The organism is Geoalkalibacter subterraneus, assembly GCF_000827125.1.
GTDB lineage: Bacteria > Desulfobacterota > Desulfuromonadia > Desulfuromonadales > Geoalkalibacteraceae > Geoalkalibacter_A > Geoalkalibacter_A subterraneus.
In genome coordinates this window covers 196803-217338 of the sequence record NZ_CP010311.1, presented here as the reverse complement: position 1 = coordinate 217338, position 20536 = coordinate 196803, and the positions used below count along the sequence as shown (strand labels likewise).

General features: G+C 54.5%; 9 protein-coding genes. All 9 read right to left on the bottom strand.

Features of this window, described 5'->3' with window-relative positions:
• Window positions 1-12: 12 nt before the first annotated feature.
• The 9 genes from GSUB_RS01010 to GSUB_RS00970 all read right to left on the bottom strand — a co-directional run bounded on the left by GSUB_RS01010 (window position 13) and on the right by GSUB_RS00970 (window position 20379).
• Window positions 13-3339, bottom strand: coding sequence for a site-specific DNA-methyltransferase (locus tag GSUB_RS01010; RefSeq protein WP_040198775.1), 3327 nt, complete (start codon window positions 3337-3339; stop codon window positions 13-15).
• A 52-nt stretch (window positions 3340-3391) separates the two neighbouring features.
• Window positions 3392-6247 carry an SNF2-related protein gene (locus GSUB_RS01005; RefSeq protein WP_040198774.1) on the bottom strand — a complete coding sequence of 952 codons (2856 nt, stop codon included), beginning with the start codon at window positions 6245-6247 and terminating at the stop codon, window positions 3392-3394.
• Between the two features lie 377 nt (window positions 6248-6624).
• Window positions 6625-9831 (bottom strand): DEAD/DEAH box helicase, encoded by a 3207-nt coding sequence (locus GSUB_RS01000; protein WP_040198772.1) that lies wholly within the window; start codon window positions 9829-9831, stop codon window positions 6625-6627.
• Window positions 9824-11638, bottom strand: a complete 1815-nt coding sequence (locus GSUB_RS00995) for a phospholipase D family protein (protein WP_040198770.1) — start codon at window positions 11636-11638, stop codon at window positions 9824-9826. The genes GSUB_RS01000 and GSUB_RS00995 overlap by 8 nt, the downstream gene beginning before the upstream one ends.
• Window positions 11632-12861, bottom strand: coding sequence for a DUF6361 family protein (locus GSUB_RS00990; RefSeq protein WP_040201867.1), 1230 nt, complete (start codon window positions 12859-12861; stop codon window positions 11632-11634). Before GSUB_RS00990 ends, GSUB_RS00995 begins: the two co-directional genes overlap by 7 nt.
• 173 nt (window positions 12862-13034) lie before the next feature.
• Complete coding sequence (locus GSUB_RS00985) at window positions 13035-16217, bottom strand: UvrD-helicase domain-containing protein (RefSeq protein WP_040198768.1); 3183 nt, start codon at window positions 16215-16217, stop codon at window positions 13035-13037.
• Window positions 16214-18937, bottom strand: a complete 2724-nt coding sequence (locus GSUB_RS00980; RefSeq protein WP_040198766.1) for a PD-(D/E)XK nuclease family protein — start codon at window positions 18935-18937, stop codon at window positions 16214-16216. Before GSUB_RS00980 ends, GSUB_RS00985 begins: the two co-directional genes overlap by 4 nt.
• Window positions 18938-18998: 61 nt before the next feature.
• Window positions 18999-19268 (bottom strand): hypothetical protein, encoded by a 270-nt coding sequence (locus GSUB_RS00975; protein WP_040198764.1) that lies wholly within the window; start codon window positions 19266-19268, stop codon window positions 18999-19001.
• A 100-nt stretch (window positions 19269-19368) separates the two neighbouring features.
• Window positions 19369-20379, bottom strand: coding sequence for a helix-turn-helix transcriptional regulator (locus tag GSUB_RS00970; protein ID WP_052464301.1), 1011 nt, complete (start codon window positions 20377-20379; stop codon window positions 19369-19371).
• Between the last annotated feature and the right edge of the window lie 157 nt (window positions 20380-20536).

Genomic DNA, 20536 nt, shown 5'->3' with positions numbered 1-20536 from the left:
CACACGCCTCCTTTATGCGTTTTCGCCGTTCCACATGCGCTTCATGAACTCTTCTTCGATGAGGCGGACCTTCCAGTTCTCGTCATCCAGCTTCAGATTGGGCAGATTGTTGCTGCCGTTGACGTAGATGGTGTCGAACTCGAAATCGCGGGTGCTGATGCGGTTCTTCTGGAACCATTCATCCAGCATCAGGTTGTCCTGCTCGATGTCGTCGGTGAGCTTGCGCCAGACGACCAGGACCTTTTCCCGCTGGCCATTGTTGGGATTGGCCGCGTCCTTGGGCACCCAGCCTTCGACTTTGCGGAACCACCACGGGCCGCCTTCGTCCTGGCGGATGCGGCCATCCACCACCAGCTTGGTGTGCTGGTCTTCGGGCAGCTCCGGGTCCGTGATGCGCTTGAAGGTCGCCTGGAAGGTTTGCGGCACGGATGTGTGCAGCACGCGCAGGCCGATCAGATAGTTGAAGGTCTCGATCAGGTCGACCGCACGGGTGGCGTACTCGTCCGTCCCCGGCTTTTTGACCTCCAGGGTGTAAGCGGTCGGATCGGCAAAGGCGTCGATATTGAGCAGCGACTGACTTCCCCGGGTCTCCACGTCCAGCAGGTAGTGGAGCATGTAGTCTTCCTTGAGGGAAAGGTTTTTTAAAAGCGGGCTTTTGCCTGGTTCCTCGTTGAAACGCAGGTTGTTGAGCGTGTCTTCGTAGGATTCCAGGCGGATGTATTTGAAGCAGTGGGAGATGCCTGTGTCTCTCGCGGTGGGTTTGCCGTCTTTCCAATCTTTAGAATAAATAACTTTGGCTATGCGGGGCTTGAGGACGGTGTCGAAATAGTCGCCCATTTCAACCAAGATGTATTTGCGCTTGCCGCCGTCTTCACGGTTAAGATTGATGACAGCGTGTCCGGTGGTGCCGGAGCCAGCGAAATAATCAAGAATAGGTCTGTTTCTGCTATTTGATATAAGAAGTACGCCACGAATTAACTCAATTGGCTTAGGATTGCTAAATGCATTTTTATACCCCATCAGGGCCGTCATCAGATCATTTGCACCCTGGTTATGGCCAAATTGTTCATGATGCCACCAATTGGTAGCACATTGGCCTTCCCCTTCCCTTTCGAACTTATAATACTTTTTTCTCGGACTGCCTTCTCCATTTTTCGGAAAGTAAATTCGTCCATCTGCTAAGAGTTTTTTATAAGTTGCCTCTTCCCCCATCCATTCTCCATCTAACATTTTTCCTGATGGAGTTTCGATTTTATAGCGAGACCCACTTTGGTCTGAACCAATTTTCCATGGCTTTGACGCCCAATCTCCACGGGGATCATTGTCTGGATTTGAAAAATCCCCAGTAAGGTCTAATTTCCCAACACCTGATTTTTTGTAAGAAAATTGATTTTTTGCATAGCTGATTATGTATTCAGCTACCATTCCTATCATTTTTGATCTGTCATTTGGTTGATTGTGCCTCCTACGCCAAGATATAAGACCTTCAAAATTTTCTTTTCCATAAACAGATTCAAGTAAATATTTTATTGAGGCGATCTCGTTATGATCGATACTTGAAAAAAAAGTTGCATCACTACTCATCAATGAAATATTAGAGGTTATCCTATCTGACATCAGAGAAATCCAAGACGAATTCTCAAAGCTGTCCTTATATATAAATTTACCTTGTCGCCTATCTTGCTCAGTATTATAAGGCGGATCGATGTAGACACATTTAATCTGCTCTCGATACCGCTCCTTCAACATATTCAATGCCTGGAAATTTTCCGAATGAATCAGCAGACCATCGCAATTCTCATCGAAATTTTCAACCGACGCTAACAGCTGCGCCTTGAAGCTGTCACCGAAAAAGCGAGTATCCAATACTAACTTGTCATTGGTTTTAAGAAACTCAGGTTTTAGAGGGGTTGAAAAATCTTCTAATTCATCAATAGCGAACAACTTAATCCACTCTTCACACTGCGCCTTATTTGCCGCCACTTCCTCATAGAGCTCCTCGGGAACCCGGTCGAGGGTGATGCAGTAGTTGGTTTCAATAATGAACTTCTTCTTGAGCCAGAGCTTTTTCTGGAAATCCTCAAGCTGGGCCAGAAAGTCGATCAGCTTGCCCGCGATCTTGCGCAGCACCTTGATCTTGGCCAGATAGCTTTCGACCGCCGGGGCTTCGGCGTTTTCAATGTCATCTAGGCGCATGACCTCGTTCTTGATGTAGAAGTCCAGCTCCCGGCGCAGGAAGCCGCCCAGGTCCTTATGGATGAAATAGTCCATGGTGTTGCGGGCGGTGTACTGGTTCACGTACTTGGCCAGCATGGGGCGCTTTTTGTCGCTGTCGGTCGGAGCGGGAACCTTGAACAGACGCAAGTATTCATCCGCAGATTTACGCAGATTCTCACAGATTTCTTTTTTTGTTTGTTCATCTGCGTCCATCTGCGTAATCTGCGGATCATATTCTTCAAGTGCCTTGAGAATCGTCACCACCGCCTCGGCGTTGCGCTTATCGCGCCAGCTTCCTTCCTGTCCGGTCTTCTCCGGGTCAGGGCGATACTCAAAATGGACAACCAGTTCACCTTCTTCATTGAACGCCACCGGTCTTTCTTTATGGATGATAAAAAACCGCTTGTTCTGCTCGCTGGCCTTGACGTTGCCATGCTCACCTTCCGTAGCTTCCACCACCTTGAAATGAACTTTTTTCGTGCTTTTCGCGTCTTTCGTGGTTTCAAATAATCCTGAATTCAGTGCCTGAACCTCTTTTGCCTGCCGCAAGTCGAAGGTGAAGTTGGAAAAATACTCGGCGCTCTTGATGTAATACTGGTCGGCATTGGCCCAGTGCAGTTTTACTTCCTCGCCGTTGTAGGGTATGGCATAGGGCGCGGCCTTGCCGGATGTTTCCCGGGTGTAATAGCGGCGGGAGATGAAGTCGCCCGCATCGTAGTAACGCTCAAAGAAGCGATACAGGTGGTCATAGACATCGGCCTCGCTGGAGGCGGTATCCTTTTGTGCTTGGATTCTTTCGGACTCTTTAAGAAACTCCCTTCCAGCCGGGATCTCACGGAATGCATCAACAAGGTTCCCCTCATCATCAAAGGCACCGGCTCCAAGTGTCTGGATCACCTTTTCTTTCGCCTTATGGAGCAGTGCGCCGGTATCCTGTTTTTCTTGTTGTCCGAATGCATCCTCGATAATCTTCAGCAGGTCTTTTTCGATAAAATCCTGCACCTGGTCCGATTTGGCGTGCATGATCCGGTAAAAACCGAAATCGAGGTCGGGCTGGTCGAGCTGAAACAGTTCTTTCAGTTTTTTCAGAAGGCGAGTGCGAAGTTGTTCTACGGAAGGCATTTATCTGTTCTCCTGAGGCGATTAAAAAAGCGACAAAGTAGTCTGGCCGATCTTATATGACCTGCCAGCGAATTCGAAATAATGAATGGGTAACCGTTTTCTGCTTCATGCGGGATTCAAGGGCGGCGATCAGCTGGTCACGTTTTTCTTCGATCTGGTCTTCCACCTCAAAAATTTCCTGACGTTGTCGGCGTTGTTGGCGCTCGAGCTTTTTAATCTCTTCCTGCAATTCTTTTTGCGCCTCTACTGTTTCTGCAAGACGCGATTTACGTTTGGCGTCACGCAGACGGGTTTTGGTGTCCTCCAGAACCTGTTCAGCCGTTAACAACTGGTCGTCGGCCCATTGCTCCAGCTTTTCGCGTTCACGCTTGAAATATTTATCATTTTCATCCAGGGCTCTACTGAGTGCGGCTTGGAGTTGCCGATCGCTTGTTTCTTTAAGTGCGGCGGGCGGCATTTCGGCAACAATGTCATCGTGCCTTGCAGAAACAGTAAACAATGCTTCACAGGCTTCCTGATCAAGCATTCTTCCATCGTCAGCTAATGCAGTGAACACCAAATGCTCTTCCATCTCGAAACTGTGCAGTTCCAGAAGGTTAAGCTCAAGCCAGCCGGATTTTACAGGCAATTTTTCGAGCACTGAAATCTTAAAAGGATGATTGGCAAGATCAAAAGTCAGGTGCGCGACAGGTGTTTCAATGCGCCGACCGGTGTCGAGCACATACTCGCCTAGAGGGTGAGACAAACGATATAGATGGGCGTTTTCTGGAGGCGGTTCACCTTTCCTGATTAAGTGGTAGCGACCAGGCGGCACATCTGGACAAGGGGCGTTTGATAAGTCGAAATCAAGTTTCTGCTCGTTGAATTTGGCATATCCAGCGAGAACATATTGGGATAAAGCCCAGAACAATCGACCTATACGGTCCAGGCTTTCCTCGGCGCGTTTGCGACGAAGTTTAAGCAGGTCGTGGATTTGGGCATCGAAATGTTCCAGCAATTTTTCTTCAGTTTCCCGCATCTGCTGCTTGATATTTTCTTCGAGCTTGGCGCGCAGTTCCTGGAAAGCTTTTTCAATTTCTTGAGAAGTTCGACAGGATTCGTAGATTGCAGCAATCTGTTTTTCGAAATCAACCCCGGATTCAATGCGCCCGAGAATTTCGTCTGAAGCCCCAAAAACGCCATCAAATAAATGGAATTTTTCTGAAAGCAACTCCAGGACCCGGCGATCGGCATCGTTGCGGCGGTTAAGAAAATTGATAACCACAACATCAAATTTTTGACCATAGCGATGGCAGCGGCCGATACGCTGCTCAACCCGTTGCGGGTTCCAGGGAAGGTCATAGTTGATGACGAGGGAACAAAATTGCAGATTGACACCTTCGGCAGCAGCTTCAGTGGCGATCATGATTTCGCCCTGCTCGCGAAAGTAGTCGATCAAGGCAGTTCTGCGGTCAACCGCGGGGCTGCCCGTGATCCGGTCGCTGCCTGCGTATTTTTTTAACCAACGCTGATAAATTCCGTTAGTTATCGGCGAGTTGTTGGTCCCGCTAAATGTCACCACTTTGCCAGCATACCCATGAGATTCCAGATAACGGGCGAGATAATCCTGAGTACGCCGCGATTCGGTAAAAATGACCGCTTTTCTGGCAGCCCCCATCTGCGCCATGCGTTCAAAACCTGTATCCAGCGCGGTAGAAAGCGCATTGGTTTTCTCATCCTGACGGATGCTGCGGGCCAACAGGATAAATTGTTCGATCTCAGCAATTTCGCCACGCAGTTTTACCAGATCGATTTCGTCATCTTTCTCTGGGATGTCTTCCTCATCCAGATCTTCATCAAGAAGATCGTCTTCCAATTCTTCTGCAGAGATCAGCTTTTCGACCCAGTCTTCCGCCAATTCCTGCTTGTCACGAAGATGCTTTAATCGTTCAAGAATAACTTCGAGAGTACCAGTCACCGCTTCTGTTGAGGAGGCCAAGAGTTTTCGAAGGATCAGGCTGATGAGGTGACGTTGCCTGCGCGGGAAACCATAGGTTTCTTCCCTTTGAAGATATCCTGACACCAGATCATAGAGGCGCTGTTCGTCATCTGATGGCGCGAAAGGGATGGTGATAGCTTTACGCTCGGTGTACTGGACATACTCCAGAACTTGCCGCCGGAGAGTCCGCTGAACGAAATCCTTAAGACGATCACGGAGACCGGAGAGATCACCTCCATTTCTCATATACTGGGTGCGGAAGCTGACAATGTCGCCGAAAAGGTGCTCATCTATGACCGTCGAGAGTCCATACAGCTCTATAAGGGAGTTTTGCAGTGGAGTCGCTGTAACCAGCAGTTTGCGCGTGCCTGCCAATGCTTTTTTTATGGCCTGTCCGCTCCGGTGACTTTCACGATGGGCATTACGCAACTTATGGGCTTCATCGATAATAACCAGATCCCAGGGGAGATTGCGAAGCTCCTTTTCAATTCGCACAGCGAAATTGAAAGACATAACTGGGATCGTTCCCTGGTCAAGCGGATCATAGATACCTGAAGCTTTTGACTGCTTCCAGGTCCGGGCGTCCAAAACCTGAACGGGAAGATGAAACTTTTCCGCAAGTTCATTCGCCCATTGTTTGCGCAATGCAGCGGGGCAGATAACCAGCAACCTGCGGCGGCGCTCTGCCCAGTATTGGCAAAGCACCAGCGCGGCCTCAATCGTTTTGCCAAGCCCGACCTCGTCAGCAAGGACAACCCCCTTGGACAGGGGATTTTGTAAAGCAAAAAGTGCGGCCTCAATCTGGTGGGGGTTCAGATCAACGCTTGCGTCAAAAAGGGATTGGGAGAGGCGGTCAACATCCCCGCCTCGGCGACGGCGAGTAATTTCCCAAGCAAAATATTTGGCGTGAAATGGAGTGATGCCCGTCATTTTCTTCTCAATAAGAATATTTAAAATTCCAGACGGCCCTGACAAAAAAACTTTCTAGGTCTATTGACCGAAAACGTCACTTGAAGCTGGCACCGAAATACTACCGTCAGATTACGACAGAAAGTGTCGCTTATGGTGCGCGCTAACAGGGCAATTTCACTTCCCTGAGCACTGGGGGCAACCAAAAAGAAAAACAAGAAAGAGTCATTTCAGAGTAACATTGAATTTTTACCGGGGTTAAAACTATCAAAGTTTTTATTGCAAAGCTATCAGAATTTTTACGGTTTCTGGCCGAGAGGCCCTATAAAAACCCCTTAGATTCTTGAAAGCCGGATCTTTCAAATCCCTCTTCATTTCGTCCATAGGAGAGGGCAGATTTAATCCCGAGGTGGCTCCAATGAAATCAGCCAGTCAGCCAAATGCGCTGACTCATGGTTTCCGTTCTGGCTAAGACTGAAAAGCAAGTCTTCCTGCCGTGGTTGACCGAAAACCATCCGATAGAGGGCCAACCCTTGCTTCAGCCGTTTGAGCTTCCCAACCTCCTTGCTGTACGGGAGCAGAGGAATGCGGCGCTCCACCCGGGCGGAACCATCCTCGAAGATCCAATACGGGATGAGATCGGAATGCCCATTGGATTTGCCTCGGGCCGCGATTTGGAAAAGAGTCTGCCACGGGTCGCCCTCCTCATGAGCTTCAGAAAGAGCAGCCAGACCATACCGTTCCGCAACATTTTTCCTGACAGCATGCCCTTTATAGCGATGAACCCGACCTTCGCGTTGTTCAAGGTCAACGGGATTGGAAGGCAGGTTCCAATGGACTACCGCATGGCACCAAGTGTGGAAGTCCAATCCTTCCTGACCAATCGAGGTCGACGCGAGAACGAAGGGACGAAACGGTGAGTTGAAGGCATCCCGCACCGAGTCGGCGCGAACGAGAGCCTGGTTGTTGTCGTCTCGAATATCCCCGAACCGGAGCGCGAAACGACAACGGGTGTTGAAATCATCAAGAGCGAAGCCGTCGCCCGACATCTTTATTTCGTCGATTCGAATCTGAGCGATTCGCAGTGACAGCACCGATTGGATGCACTCGGCTATGCCAGCCACCTGTTCTTTCGGTGAGTGCTCTTGGAGGCCCAAAGACTCCCGAAGGACATGCACATATTCGTCGAGCACCGATTGGAGATTGCCGTCGATACCGTACTGAAGCGTTAACCGCCAATAAGTGTCCTCGCCGGAGCCTCGCAGCATGGCAATCGTCTCCGGCATATTGAAAAGAGATCGGAAGCCGGATGCGATTCTGGCTGCGGCCGACAGAAGGTTCGGATCGCCCGCATCGATCCCGACACCGATACGGCGAAGTGCTCGCAAGGCACACACTCCTGGACCGGCAAGAGCCAGATCGCAAAGCACATCGACCAGATCATCTGGCTGAGGACCGAGAGGAATGTTGCCCTCCGCCATGCTGACCAGCAGGTCGATGTGATCTTTGAAACGGGTGCCTGATTCATGGTCCGGCGTAGCGGATCTCCATCCCGAATGGCTCTTACACCAGTCCAACAACCCATTATGGGAATCGAGAAGAATGGGAGCCGCCCAATACCATCGCTCATCAGCCCGCGTCCCTTCCCCGGCATCAGGCAGGGTCTCGACCAAACTGCGGCAAATAGCCTTGACCTCGTCCCTCAGCTCCTGGACGTCCAGTGGTCCGCTTTCACGGCCCAGAGCAATCTCAAGCGGGTCAATCTTGGTGGCAAGGGTTGGGGACGGCAGCAACCAGGCAATAACCGGCATACCAGTCAGGCGATTATCATTTGAGGCCACCGCAAACCGCAGCAATGGCTTAATCTTGTCATAGAGTTCGCTGTGGGAAACCGAGGTTCCGGCGATCATCTTCCGTTCGGCTTCGTAGGAGCAGATCGACGCAATCGCGTCCGGAACAGCACTCCAAGAGGAAAACACAAGGGCCTTGGTCAAGCCATCCTTGTCCTTGTATGCGCCGCCAGGCTCGATATACGGCATGGAAGGCGGCATCCATAAAAGCTGCCACATGCCCTTATCAATCGTGTCTTCAAAAAGTACGCGCATCCTCGGATTGGCAGAATCGAGAGCCTGATAGCCTTCCAGTTTGTCCTTCGTCAGCAACTGCCCATTTGCCGACGAAAGAATTCCGCGAAGAGCATCTGAAGGGGCATTCAACTGGGCGTCCAGCTTGTGCCGCAGCTCATAATGTTTCAGGAAGTTGATCAGGTAAGGCGCAGACTTCCAGTATTCGATTGGCTCCCCGGCCTTAACGCAGATTGCCACCGCGTCAACCGTCGCGGCGTGCTGAAGGTCCGCTGGCGTAAGGGGAGCTATCCGTTCAATCTCGGTCATCATCGAGTTGTGATCACGAGTCGTCGCGACCCGCTCTGTTCGACACATGACCTTCAGGAGCGCTCGTTCAAGTTCGGCCTTTTTCCCCGGTTGACATACTGACCCCTTCGCGCAGGCGTGGAGCGTCGTTCGATGTTCTGACAAGAGATTTTTGACCACATCGACCTCACCGGAATCGTTGAAGAGGAAGTTCAGCGTCCTGATGAAATCTGGATAGTGGTCGTCCTCGTCATTCTCCTGGTCGAGGGTGAACATCTTGTAGGGCGTTGCGGACAGCAGGAGAACGCGAACGTCGGGATGTTCAAAGAGCGCGGTCGCCAGCATGGAGGCTTCGTCATCGCCATCCAACAGGTGCTTGAATCGTTGGAACTCATCAAGGATGACCAGATTGGGCTCAAGCGCGGAAAGGCACACTGAAGCCAGCTTGCTTCTGAGTTTTCCGATCAGGTCGTAGCGAAGTTCGGAGTCCTCCCAGGGGATTCTGCTGTAGTCCCGGTAACGAGCAAAACGTTCACAGCCTTCCTTCAAGGCCGTATACAATTCGGCATCCTCAAGAACTGCCCGGCGAAAGGACTTAGAAAGGTCTGCATCCAGATCCTCCACTGGTAGGTTCTTGGCCTTGGCTCGCCAGTTATCCTTCCCTGCTGTCGCCTGAAGAATGTTGAGGAGGCCTCTGCGCAACTTTCTGCGCCGTTCATTTTGCGCCAGGGGCAAGTCGTACAACATCCGGTAGAGGATAGCCCGCTCGTCGGCATGTCCTCCTCGACTACGGGTGTGATCAAATGTTGTGCTTGGAGTAAGACTAATGAAATTGACCTTGTTTTCGTTTAGTGACTTAACTTCTTTTGGAAGATAGGTCAGCCTTGTGGCAAATGTGATTCTGTTATCAGTCCCATTCTTTTTCCCTACGGCTCTGAGATATTCATCCAATCCCTGCACTTTGAGCCTTTTTATGTTTTGGCTGGCAATGGTTGCATTCGAGCAAATGTATACGATGTCTATTCGCTTTACAGTATCCTGAAGGTGCTCCAAGGTTTTGGCAATGATCCCCCGGGCGACTAGCGTTTTCCCAAGTCCAACTTCATCGGCTATCAGAAAACGGGAAGTTGGCTCATTGCCATAGAGCCGCTTGAAGACATACTCAACGGTCTTCCTCTGGAAATCTTTCAGACCGGCCAAGGCAGGAGCAGATAAAAAGCGGTTGCTATGCATCACGCCCTCCGATAGCTGATTCAAAAACCGTCCAGAGGTTTAAAAAGTCCTCGGGGATAATCGCATTCTGGCTTCCCTGGGATAGATCGCGAACCAGCCCCGAGATTTCCGATAGTCTCTCCGGGTGTCGACTGTACGTGCGGGTCAGCTCTTCCAGTAGCGGGATATCTTCACCGTCGGCCAACCGGGCCAACCATTTGGCAAACCCGGAGCCACTACCTGGATCAAGTCCGGATACCTTATCATCCCCTAGCAAAAGCAGGAGATAACGCAGGAATCCCTCCTGATTGCTGATCACGGTTTGCAGGATGGCAGAGTTACGTTCTTCAGGAACACCGGCAACGGGAACATTCAGAACGAACCGGGCCGAAACATCCGGATGGTTGGTCTTAAGCTCAAACGCGATGAGGCCCGTTACAGAAGAGGCGGAGAACTCTCCGAAGCCGATCCTACCGTGGGCATCGCCGTTAAGAATGTCCACCGCGAAGTCCCGAGTAACGGTTATCGGCCATGCAATAGCACTGACGATCCCATCAAGGGATGGTATTTCTCCTGTCAACACCAATGCCCACAGCCCGTCCTTCGATCCCGGACTGCATTCGATGGACAGAGCTGTTTCAGCTATCCGGGAGCGTGCCCTCTCAACGGATTCCTCAGCCGCCTGCCAGAGCGCATCAATTTTTGCTTCCTTGCTCGTGTCGAAGTCGACAAGATATTCACCTAATCCGTCAGCGCCAAGAAGCTCGTCGATGCCGCCGACTTTGCTCTTCCGGCCAACTAGCCCGACCAGGATCTCGACATTCTTCGAAGCATTCAGTGCCGCGTTGGTTGCATTCGCAGACCCCATGATCACATGGGTGTAGTCTGAATAGTACTTAGTCTCAAACAGATAGACCTTTGCATGGAGGCCGGTCGCAAGCGGCTGTTCGGTGGCATCTTCTTCCTCGCCATCCTCGGTTTCCGCCGCGTCGTCCAGATGAAGACATTGCGTGAAAAGCTCGAGAGTCTCCTTCTTCAGGGCTGACAATGACTCAGGGCGTGAGATGAGAGCATCAGCGGCCTTGGTTTTTTTCGTCAGTGCCCGCAGGGCTTCGTCAGAACAGAATGGAGAGATGACGGCCATCCGATTTGCCATGGGAGGCTCCCAGTCAAACCCTTTCGTTCCTGGAAGATAGAAGGTCAGCTCGTCAAAGCCGTCGGGGAGTTCCCACTGGACTCGATGTAGCTCGTCCGCGAATCTGAGAGCTTGCTCGCCCCTGCCCGATTCCGTTGGTCCGGTAGCCAGATCAGGAAGCGTCTTGAAGAAATGTGCCAGCGGTTTATTTGATTTGGACTTCCTACCTGCAATCGCGCCTTCGAGCTGAAGGGACAGGTCCCAGGACTGATCGGTGGTCATATTCCTCGTCAGGACCACCAGACGATACATCGAGCTGCTTTGATCAGGGCTGATAAAGCGGATTGCCCAGACTTTTGGATGGAAGACGCCTCCGCCAGGGGCCGTTACCTCGACAACCATTTCCTCCAGAAACCCAAACAAGGGGTTGGGCTTGGCAATCTGGGGCACTTGAATCCGTCCTCGTTGCACATAGACGGTGATGCGTTTCGAGTACCTGCGGATGGCTTCAAGCACAGATAACGGGTCAGGATCGGTCTGACCATCCGCCGCCATTAACGCCAGATAGACAGGTGCCTCAAGCAGTAGGGCTGGGTCCATCGAAAAGGTGGTCGCAACAGCCTCGTCGAACATCATCCCCGGCGGTGGGGTCAGTGCAGAGGTATAAAGGCTCCGGGAGTTTGGGTTCAGCATTGTTCCTCCCGGTTCATCCCCTGGTACAGGTCGTTCAAAAGCACCTTCACATTCGGCCAACGATAGACGAGTCTTCCGACGCCGGAGTACCCGCCCCACTGCTCGAGCGCCCTCTGGTTCCTGAATCGGGAACGCGTGCCCTTGAGTTTCATTTCTCTTCTTTTGATCAGGGTGAGCGCCTCGGCGTTAGAAAGGAGGTCGCTGGGGGACTTCCGGGTATGGTCGATCCATTGCTGAACGAAGGATCGCGTTTGCGGGGTGATGGTGTGGCCATGATCCATCGTCAACTCCCAGAGGCGGCTCACCGACCAGGCGCGAATTTCCTCCAAGGGAAGATTTGCGGTCCATTCGTCGAAACTTACCTGATGCTCGGCGACAAGATCTTCATGGTTTCGAAGCCTGGCGAGCTGAACGTTATACGAGAGCGACGCTCCATGCATCACCTCCGAGAATAGCCGTGCATGGGTCAGGAGTTCTTTATGCTGTTCGGAAAAGCGTCCGTAATCGGGATGTTCCCATGGGGCTTGAGTGTCGGCGGGTTCGCAGTGCATTGCCAAGAACGAGAGAAGGCTGTCGGGACAAGCAACCTGGATGCGATCCCGAATAAACTCGGTTTCTTCCCGGGATAAAGCGAAGCTCACCGTCGAAGGGAAATCTTCCGGAGGCGTGGGCAATCGCGGATGCCAACTGAGAGAGGCCATCCGCTGCTCGACATCGATGTCGTCTCCTCGTGCCTTTGCGTCTTTCTCACGAACCTTCAGGGCTTTGCGGCGGCGGTAAGTTTCGTCGATGCGCCTGTGATATTCGTCCTGCGAGAATGGCGTAATGCGTATTCCCCAGGCACCGAGACCGGCCCAGTAAACGGAGCTGGGCAACCGTTTGAGCCTTTTTCCGGCGGTTTTTCCAAATACACCAGCCTGATCATCGGAATCCATCAATGGCTGGACCAGGACCCTTTCCATCTTGTCAGCTTGGATCGCAAAATTTTCTGCAGATAGTCGCTTCTCTTCCAGTGAATGGTAAATCCATGGCACGAAAAGCATGTAGCGGAGGCGCGTCTGGATCGTGCTTGTTCCTGGGAATAACTGATCGGCAAAGCTGTCCCGCACGGAGCCGAGCCCAAGCTCGTCACGACTTTCCTTTTCCTGGAAAAGGGAAAGGATGCGAAGCGTGCGTTCTCTCGCTTTCGAGTCATGGTCAATCCAAGCTAAGGAAGATGGCATGTCAAATAAACCTTCCGGGAATAATGCACAACATAAAAGCCTGTTGTGTTCTTCGAGTATTGTGCCCGAATTCATACAATGGCACCTTACTCGTCATTGACGATAATTAACAAAATCGAACAAGCAAAGATAAGTTTTGAGCTTTGCTCTGAAAAAAGTTCGACGTCTGGGTGTTACCCACCCATCACCTCACCCCGCACAATCCAGTTGATCGCAACCCCAAGCACCGGCTTATCCGGTCGGGCCTTCGCAACGGCTGCTGCATAACAGCGAAGCTGGGGCAGGTAGTCGTTGAATTTCTCTTCGGGATCTTCGACACGGTCCGATTTGTGGTCGATGATCCAGAAGCCTTGCTCTGTCTCGACCAGCAGGTCAATGAAACCGTTAACGACGCTGCCTTTCTCGTCAAGAAACAGGATCGGCACTTCTCTTTCCAGGGCAATGGGCGCATAGGTTTGATCAAGCCAGTGGTAAAAATCGCCGGCCGCCTGAGTAATCCGCTTAAAGTCTTCCTCGGACACCATGGCTCCCAAGGCCCCGCGGATGATCTCGGCATCCCTCCTGAGGTCGAACAACTCGAAACAGCGATGCAGCAGCGTTCCCTTTTGCAGGGCTTCGAGATCAAGTTCCATCTCCAGTGGTGTGCTGTAACGCCTCCTGGTCATAGCTGCGCTGGATTCTCCGACCTCTTCTGCGTGCAGGCTGCTTGGCGTGATGATCTCGGGCGTGGACTCTATCGGTCGTAAATCAGCCTCGATAGCACGCCGCCCTGTGGTGGGAAGACTTACCTCGAGATCCCGCCCCGTGTCATATTCAGGAGGCAGATCCCGGTCCGTCTCCATCACCCGGCAGTCAAACTGCTGCGGACCGATCTTGAGATGATTGGCGTCAAGCATCATTCCGGTGGTTTGGGTGAGAACCTCCCAGAACGTGACGGTGGATCGCTCCCGGCCATTGTCGAGATATTGCGGCCACTCGAGGATGACCTTCTCCCGGGCGCGGGTGATGACCACGTAAAGCAGGCACAACGCACTCTCCCAGGCCTGCTGCCACAGAGGCTCTTTAAACCTGTCGCCCGTTTCGGGTGCGGCAAAGTCGGGGGAGATTTCAATGCGGGCCTGTTCGAGAACCGCACCCAGGTCAGAGAAGTCGCGATACTTCACGTCGGTGCTGGGCAGGGGGCATTTGACCTTCGCGTCACTGCCGGCCACGACCACCACGGGCCATTCCTTGCCCTTGGATTTGTGCCAGGTCATCAGCACCACCGCCTGCTCATCGACCACGCGCGGATCGGGCTGGCCGTTTTCACTCTCGGCGCGGTTTGAAAGCCACGCCAGAAAGCTCTTGGGTCCAGAGCCGTAATAGCCGCCGCTGGCCAGTGCCTCGCGGTTGGCCGCCATGAATTCCTGCGCTTCGCCCTGCAGCCGCAAAAGGCTGGCGCGGGCCTGCTCGGCCTCGGGCCAGGTGCTGATCACGCCATAGAGATCCAGGGCGTCGATCACCTGGTTGAGAAGTTCACTGACACTGAGATCGGCGGGCGCCTCCTTGAGGGGGCGCAGTGCCTCAAAAACCTTGCCGGAAGGCAGCTCTCCCTCCAGCAGGGTGGATAGGGCCGACTGCAGGGTCTGCTCGCCCATCTCGGTCACAGCAAGAACCAGTGCGGCATGCCGGTCGCAGGGATCGGCGACATAGGCCAGGGCGTGACAGGCCAGACGCACCACCGGCGATTCAAACCAGCCGTCGGCCTCCCTGCGCGAGAGCACGCCCAGCTCGCGCAGGGCATCGGCATAATCAGAGAGTTTTTTGTTGGTGGGGCACAAAATGGCGATATCGCCTGCGCGAAGCCTGCGGGTGATTTTCTGGTGGCGGTCGTAGATACATTGCTGAGGATCATCGAGCAGGGCTTTGATGCGCGAAGCCGTCCAGCGCGGTCGCACCTCGGTCGGCGAAGACTCCCCCTCCTTGGCCCGCCAGTTTTCGCCAAACACAACGGCTTCAAGGCTGGAGAGACTGCTGGGATAATCCGCATGGGGGGTCAGTGCCGTGTACTGCTCTTTGAACAGCCCCTGCCCCACGGCGTTGAACCACTCCATAAGCTTCGCGGTGGAGCGCCAGTTGCCGGTCAGCGGCTGGGTATGTTCGGGGTAGAGGGTTTGCAGCTGCGCCAGCAGGCGTGAATCGGCATTTTGAAAGCCCATGATCGCCTGCTTGAGATCGCCGACCACCAGGGTCGGCACGCCCGCTTCGCACAGCGCCCAGAGAAGGGAGAACTGCAGGGGGTTGGTGTCCTGGAATTCATCGATCACCAGGCAATCCACCCGCTCGCGGAAAGTCTCGAGGATCTCCGGTCGCCCAATAAGCATCCGATGGCTCAAGGCCACCATATCGGTGTAGTCGACCAGCCCCTTCTCGCGCTTGTTTTGGGCATAGCGTCCCAGGCAATCCTGGCTGGCCTCGAGCAGCGCCTGAACATGCGCGATCGCATGGGCCAGGGGGCCTGGATGCTGGGGGAGCGCATCGGCCGCGTCGATCACCTCATTGACCAGTGCATCGTAGCCCCCGGGCATGTCAGTGCCGCGCTTGGAGCCGCGCAGGTTGCGCAGTTTCTTCCACAGCTGCCAGTCGGTCTCGAGATTTTCACTCTTCTGCGCTTTTTTGAGGGCCTGAAAATCGGCGCGCAAGGCACGGACAAAAGTGCCGTTGTCTGGATGGAGAGAGGAGAGTTCGGCCGGAAATTGCGCAAGCAGCGCCAGCACCGCATCGTGCAGGGTCCGGTTGAGGTTTTGCGCAAGCTCGGTGGGCCCGTAAAGGGATTTAAGATGCTGCAGGGCATGGGGCAGAAGCCCAGCATCTTCTTCGAGCCGGCCGATGGAGCGCAGCTTGTTGATCAACTCAAGGACACGGTCGCGGAAGAGATCCTCGCCCCCCTTCTTGGAGGTAAAATCGTAGCGGTAGCCGAATCCGTCGAGGTCGCCCATCACCCCGTCTGCACGATCGGTCTCGGCCAGTGCCTGGCGGATCAGAATCGCCTCTTCATCTTCGTTGAGCAGGCGCGGCGCGGGGGAGATCCCTGCGTCGAAGGCAAACTCGGTGAGAAGGCGCAGACCGAAGCCGTGGATGGTCGAGATATAGGCCTGATCGAGCCGCAGGGCGTCTTCGAGACGGCCATCTTTGACCAGCTGCTCGCGGATGCGTCCACGAAGCTCTGCTGCGGCAGCCTCGGTGAAAGTGACCGCGACGATTCTATCGGGATCGATCTCGTTATCTCTGACCCATTTGGCCAGGGTATTCTGGATCGTGAAGGTTTTGCCGGAGCCTGCGCCGGCGGGGATGATGGTCAGCTGAGGGATACTCATCGCGTCACCTCCCCGCGGTGCATAAAGAGCCTGAGCAGCGGGCTGTTGTCGAGGGCGTAGATCGCCATGCCGGCTTCCTTGTCATACCAGCGCTCATCATCTTCGTGATTGAGCCGCACCTCGCCGCGCCTGATCTGCGCAAGTCGCTCGCGAATCAGGGTCATGGCCTTGGTGGAGATTCCGTCGCCGAGCTCGTCCGCCCCGGCCAGATCCTGCGGCAGCCACCCGGCGGTATCGGCGAGCACGACCTGGTCATTCATCAGGTAATAAAGAACGCCGATCTGTGCGCCCTGCTCAAACGCACGGGCAAGTTCATCCTCGGTTTTGTGGGCCTCGCCGGTCTGCAGCATGATTCGGTAAAGAGTGGCCTGACTGTCGTAGCCCTTGGTCATGCGCTCACGCCGCTTGTCGCTTTTGGATTTTTTGAAGTCGACGACATAGATTCTGCCCCCGGGAAGCGCAACCAGGGTATCGGTCAGGCCGTGGATCGGCAGATCATCGAGCCTGCCTGCGAGCTTGACCTCGTTGCCGAGAACCTGTCCGCCGGTATGCTGAAGAAACTCGCTCCAGCGGGTGGCGGCCAAAACGATTTCCTTGTGCAGGTTGGCTCGTTCAACCCGCCATTCAGGCATCAGCAAAAAAGGCGCAATCTCGCGGATCGCCTGGTGCAGCAATGCGGGGACCTGCTCTTCAATCTCTTTGGCGGAGGGGATTGCCGCGGCCGGTTTGAAGAGATCTTCAAAAACACGATGGGCCAGGGTTCCCTTGACCATGGCATCGAGCGCTTCGGGCGCCCATTGGCGCGGTTCAAGACCTGCCTTTGAGAACAACCAGGCAAGCGGACTGACCATCAGGGTCTCAAGGGCACTCGGGGAGAGGGGATAAATACTGCCATCGTCGCGCGTCCACATCGCCACCAGGTCACGCTTCAGGTTGAGATCGCAGACTTCCGGAGCGGGAGGCGCGACGGGCAACTGCTCAGGGGCGCAGGGCACGCCGTAGCTTCGAGTTCGGTCGTCTTCACGTTCGAGCTCGAGGATCAGACCGTCTGCATCCTCGACACCTGCAAAAAGCTGTGCCATGAAACTCAGGGATTGGGAGGGCTGCAGGGTGGCGCCCAGCACGTCGCGGCGGGGGATCATGAAATGGACCCGCTCGGTGACGAAGCTGAGCTGACGACGTAATAGATCGCGTCTGCGCTCCAGAAGGTCGGAGGCGGTTTCAACGGGCAGCTTGGCATCCTTGTGCAACGCGTGGAGGTCGGACTCGAAAAAGACGGCGGACGCACCCACCGCCGCCGGATAGTGTCCGTCGCTAAAGCCCAGCACGAAGAGCTGTCTGACCTCGCGCCAGGGTTCTTCGTGTTCATAAAACACCGCCACCCCTTCCCGGGGGAGCTCCAGCGCCGCCGGGCGCTGCAAAGTCACGGGTGAACAGCGGCGCAGCAGATCGTCCCAGGGAAAGGCTTCGCCGGCATTGACCGCCGCCTGCAGTTCCTGAATCAGTTCGCGCGCACGACTTCGGTGCTCCTCGGCGCCGCCAGAGAGACCAAGACATTGCTCAAGCATCGCGAGGGCCGCCGAAAGCTCAGGAGCTTTCTCGCAGCCTTGACGGACGCTGTCCAGCACTTGGGTGGCCGCCCGCCCTGCACCGCGGGGAGCGCGCAGATCGAACCGGCCATCCATCACCCGCTGTGCCAGATCATGCCCCTGGTCAATATCCCAGGGCAGCAGTGGCGAGCTCAAAAAGGACGCCAGCGCCATGGCCGGTGCAGGCTTGCGCAGGCTGAGCAGAAAATAAAAAACCAGCTCTGCCCCCAGATCCCGGATCGACTCCGAGCGCTCAAGACCGGCAAGTGGAATGCCTGCGCGATCAAAGACCGCGGCGATCGGCCGGGTATATTCCGGGCGGTTGGGAATCAGCAGAGCCAGGTCAGAAAAATCAAGGTCTTGATTGCTGCGGCGGGCGTGCTGGATCATGGAGGCTGCGACCTCGACCTCCTGCAGAGAATCGCGCACGGCAAGCCATTGCAGGGAGCCGTCAAGCGGCTGGCGAGCCGCCGCGCCGGAGAAAAGGTTTTGCGACAGATGCTGCAGGTTTGTTTGTCCCCTGCCCTGCTCTTGAGTCGCAAGGCCCGTCAAAACATCTTCCAGGCGCCTGTCAGGTTCTGCAGCAAAAGACTCCCGCACATGCTCCAGAAGGCTGTGCTGCCAAGGGTTCAAAGGGGTTTGCAGCAGATGGTCATAGATGACCACCGGCTTGATACAGCGCGCAGGGTCGGCATCCAGAATAGAGCGAATAAGCGCAAGGTCGTCGGGCAGAACATGGCCCATTTGGCGGTGCAGCGCTGCCAGGTCGTTGTAATGGCGCTTGCCGCGAAGGCTTAAAGAAGAGGCGTCAAAGGATGGGAGAGTTATTTCAGGGCCGCAGGCGCGCAAAAGCCGCTGCAGCTCGCAATCCAGACAGGAGAGTGTTTCGGCAGGTGCGACCTCGAGGCTTGATCGCCAGAACGCCTCATCGACCTGTTCGGCACAGGAAGCTAGAGTCGCCGCCCAGTCAGAGGTCGGCTCTTCGACCAGGAAAAAGTTCTCAAGGGTGGTTAGAAGCTCGACCCAGGTGCCCACCACGACATTGAGCCAGGCACCTTTTTCAGCCAGGTGCCGTTTAAGATAGCGGCTCTGGGCTCGATCTTCGGCAAGGATAAAATGACAGACAGACATGACCCCTCCAGCTTGCTCAACCGATCAAAATGCAATAAATGGGCAGATGAAACCTCCCCGTTCAATTGAATAGGTCGTACTCTCCAATCGTATGGGTTTCTCCGTGCTCGTCTCGAAACGGGTAGCCATGCTCCATCTCGATTCCCAGGGCGTAAGCGTCGCATTGGGGACATAGAAGATAGGAAGGCCTGCGGCGTCTGACCTCCCGAGGGGAGATGGATTTCAAGGCGGGACGGTTTCTAAGGATCTCCTGCAGAGTCTCACGGCTGACTTCAACCACTTTTTGCCCGCAGATTCTGCAGGGATCGCCCACCGTTTGCGTTTCACTCATCGCCCCCTCCTCTCCTGGTTTTCACTCTGCATATTTAAGCGACAAACTGTGTCGCATGCAATCAATTCAATTTATTTGCCGATGCAAGGCAGTGCCATCTTCAGGGATGTGAACTTGCCCTGCCCTGGTAGCGCTCACCAAGCTGCCGGCTCAACTGCCGGAACTCTTCGCGCAGACTTTCAGGCGCGATGACCTCCACCCGGGCCCCGAACCCCTGCAGCCACCAGCGCAGTTGAGCGGTATCGAGCACCTGGGCTTCTAGCAGAACACGGCCGTCCTCCTGTTCCACCAGGGTCTGGTCGGGGGTCAGGTACGATTCATCGAACTGCACCGCCACATCTGGATCGAACAAAGCCTTGAGGTGCAGTTTGCCGTCGCCGACCGGATAGCCGAAAGCACCGCCTGCGATATATTTTTGCAGATCGAACCCTTCCGGCGGGCGCACGGATTCATCACGCAGCGACGCAGACGAGATGCGGTGCAGTGCGACCTGCTTGATATCCTGATAATCCCACAGGGTACAGACCAGGTAGTGATTCTGGTCGACCATCACCAGCCCCAGCGGATGCACCCGGCGCCCGGAGGGCGCATCCTCACCGCGGCGGCGGTACATGATGTCGAGTTGCTGACCGTAAAGAAGCGCCTGGTACACGCAGGATAAGACGTCGGAGTCAATCGCGGGTGGTTGCAGGGAGAGTCCCCGGGAAACAACCGCCACCTTGTGGGACCATTGCGAGAAGAAAGGGATTTGCATTTCGGTCAGGACGTTGTCGGCCTGTCTGAAATAGGGGCGTAGATATTCGGTGCAGGTCTCGGGCAAGAGAGGCTTGAGGTGCAGGCGCACCATCTGGAAGACCAGAGCAGACGGGCCATCCATACCGGGAAGTTGAAAGTGGTTGGATTCGCGGGAAAAGGCCCAGCCGGCCGGTTTACAACCGTCCGAGTCGAACTGAAAAGAAGGCCCGAGTTTCTCGAGATCGCGCTGTACCGTGCGCAGTGTCGTCGGAAATCCCCGATCCTCAAGGATCGTCTGCAGTTCTACCGCAGTGATCTTGCGCGGCAGCCGCGGGATGTGCTTCAGCATGGTCCATTGTCGAAGCAGGGTATCCACTGCATCTCTCCTCTTGGTCCAGGGCGATATCAGCGAGCGGGATCGTAAGCGTCCTTCACCCTGAGTTGGACAAGCTGACAGGTCCTGTTGCCCGAATCAACCTTTTGATGATTTGCGCGAATAGTAATGCCAAATTTTAGGTTATTTTAATTTTATG